This window comes from Cryobacterium sp. PH31-L1 (assembly GCF_030063145.1).
Lineage (GTDB): Bacteria > Actinomycetota > Actinomycetes > Actinomycetales > Microbacteriaceae > Cryobacterium.
On sequence record NZ_JASISM010000020.1, the window covers coordinates 3,319 to 5,331 of the forward strand.

At 54.6% G+C, this 2,013-nt stretch carries 1 rRNA gene; it reads right to left on the reverse strand.

From position 1 onward, the window contains the following. Positions 1-162: 162 nt before the first annotated feature. A 16S ribosomal RNA gene (locus tag QMF22_RS17255) occupies positions 163-1,696 on the reverse strand. Between the last annotated feature and the right edge of the window lie 317 nt (positions 1,697-2,013).

Here is a 2,013-nt window from a genome sequence, read left to right on the forward strand (position 1 = left end):
TTCCAACCCACGTTCTTGCGAACCAGGCGTACCGAGTAGATCTCAGCCGTTCTTGCATCAATGTCAATGTTCCACCCATGAGCGCCATCGGAAGACATTCGCTTCCGTATGACTGGCCGCCATATTCCGCTGTATACAGACGGGACGGCACGTGCTCCTTAGAAAGGAGGTGATCCAGCCGCACCTTCCGGTACGGCTACCTTGTTACGACTTAGTCCTAATCACCGATCCCACCTTCGACAGCTCCGTCCCTTACGGGTTCGGCCACTGGCTTCGGGTGTTACCGACTTTCATGACTTGACGGGCGGTGTGTACAAGGCCCGGGAACGTATTCACCGCAGCGTTGCTGATCTGCGATTACTAGCGACTCCGACTTCATGAGGTCGAGTTGCAGACCTCAATCCGAACTGAGACCGGCTTTTTGGGATTCGCTCCACCTTGCGGTATTGCAGCCCTTTGTACCGGCCATTGTAGCATGCGTGAAGCCCAAGACATAAGGGGCATGATGATTTGACGTCATCCCCACCTTCCTCCGAGTTGACCCCGGCAGTATCCCATGAGTTCCCACCATTACGTGCTGGCAACATAGGACGAGGGTTGCGCTCGTTGCGGGACTTAACCCAACATCTCACGACACGAGCTGACGACAACCATGCACCACCTGTATACCGACCTTGCGGGGCGCCTGTTTCCAGGCGTTTCCGGTATATGTCAAGCCTTGGTAAGGTTCTTCGCGTTGCATCGAATTAATCCGCATGCTCCGCCGCTTGTGCGGGCCCCCGTCAATTCCTTTGAGTTTTAGCCTTGCGGCCGTACTCCCCAGGCGGGGAACTTAATGCGTTAGCTGCGACACGGAGACCGTGGAATGGTCCCCACATCTAGTTCCCAACGTTTACGGCATGGACTACCAGGGTATCTAATCCTGTTCGCTCCCCATGCTTTCGCTCCTCAGCGTCAGTTACGGCCCAGAGATCTGCCTTCGCCATTGGTGTTCCTCCTGATATCTGCGCATTCCACCGCTACACCAGGAATTCCAATCTCCCCTACCGCACTCTAGTCTGCCCGTACCCACTGCAGGCCCGAGGTTGAGCCTCGGGTTTTCACAGCAGACGCGACAAACCGCCTACGAGCTCTTTACGCCCAATAATTCCGGACAACGCTTGCACCCTACGTATTACCGCGGCTGCTGGCACGTAGTTAGCCGGTGCTTTTTCTGCAGGTACCGTCACTCCCAGGAAAACCCAGTCGCTTCTTCCCTACTAAAAGAGGTTTACAACCCGAAGGCCGTCGTCCCTCACGCGGCGTTGCTGCATCAGGCTTGCGCCCATTGTGCAATATTCCCCACTGCTGCCTCCCGTAGGAGTCTGGGCCGTGTCTCAGTCCCAGTGTGGCCGGTCACCCTCTCAGGCCGGCTACCCGTCGTCGCCTTGGTGAGCCATTACCTCACCAACTAGCTGATAGGCCGCGAGCTCATCCTTGACCAAAATTCTTTCCACCCCAGAAGATGCCTTCCAAGGTAATATCCGGTATTAGCTACAGTTTCCCGCAGTTATCCCAGAGTCAAGGGCAGATTGCTCACGTGTTACTCACCCGTTCGCCACTGATCCAAGGAGCAAGCTCCTCTTCACCGTTCGACTTGCATGTGTTAAGCACGCCGCCAGCGTTCGTCCTGAGCCAGGATCAAACTCTCCGTAAATGTTTGAATAGCTCCCAAACCCGAAAGTTCAGTGCCCATCTAGTGCACCCCACAGCCGGAATAGGCTGACAAGATGCAAGTTTGAAACTGACAGAACAAATCATTACTGACTTGCTTTGTATAGTTGCCTAGTCCGAAGACCAGGACTTGTTCAATATTATTTCCAAAGGAATCTCCTGATGATCACCCGCTAGAAACGAGATCACACCACGAGGTTTTTGGCATTTGACATTGTGCACGCTGTTGAGTTCTCAAGGATCGGACGCACCCGACTTCAGGCCCTATTCTGGGCTGTCGCTCCGGGGCAACTTGTCTAA